1 protein-coding gene is annotated in these 746 nt (G+C 38.1%); it reads left to right on the forward strand.

Annotated features, from left to right (window positions below):
• Window positions 1-334 precede the first annotated feature (334 nt).
• Window positions 335-746 (forward strand): Rha family transcriptional regulator (locus tag BN338_RS09355; protein ID WP_039761483.1); only part of this gene is annotated, 412 nt, incomplete at its 3' end.

Consider the following 746-nt stretch of genomic DNA (forward strand, 5'->3'; position numbering starts at 1 on the left):
ACTCATATACACACTGTACAATAGTGGATTATTTTTTAGAAAAAAGTTTTTTATCACTTGACAAGACAGTATCGTTATATCTATTGTCGAATCAGGTGCCTAAGAAACACCTTAAACCAATAGCGGATTGATTACCGAAACAATCTTTTCTCCGCACATTAAAGGCTTTGACTCGTTGTATGCGTGTAGCATATAGTGGTCTTGTCGGGTGTAGTTACGCTATACAATACCCTTTACGGGGAAAGCATAACGACGGACTATTGGCCGTGTTTCTTAGCACCCGGCACTCTTTTTAGAGTGTCATTAAGAAACATCTAACCAATAGGAGTTCATTATGAACACACTTATAGAAATTAAAAAAAGCACCTTTAATAGCGCTAGCACTCAGACTATGTCTAGCATTGAAATTGCAGAAGTATGTGGTAAGCAGCATAAAAATGTTATGCGCGATATTAAGCAAATATTTAGCGAGCTCAAATTTGAGCCGGCTAAATTTTTAAGCAATTATATTGACGAGCAAGGAAAAAAACGCCCCTGCTATCATTTACCCAAACGCGAATGTTTAATTCTCGTGTCTGGTTACAGCACTGCTTTACGTGCAAAAATCATTGATCGCTGGCAAGAATTAGAAAGACAAATATCTGCCCCCCAAATCGATTACTCCAAACCTGAAGCATTACTTGGTGTCTTGAATCACCTACAAAGTCAAATCGAGCAAAAGGATCATGCCATTGCCGAATTAAAAC

This window comes from Bartonella queenslandensis AUST/NH15 (assembly GCF_000312585.1).
In the GTDB taxonomy this organism is placed as follows: domain Bacteria; phylum Pseudomonadota; class Alphaproteobacteria; order Rhizobiales; family Rhizobiaceae; genus Bartonella; species Bartonella queenslandensis_A.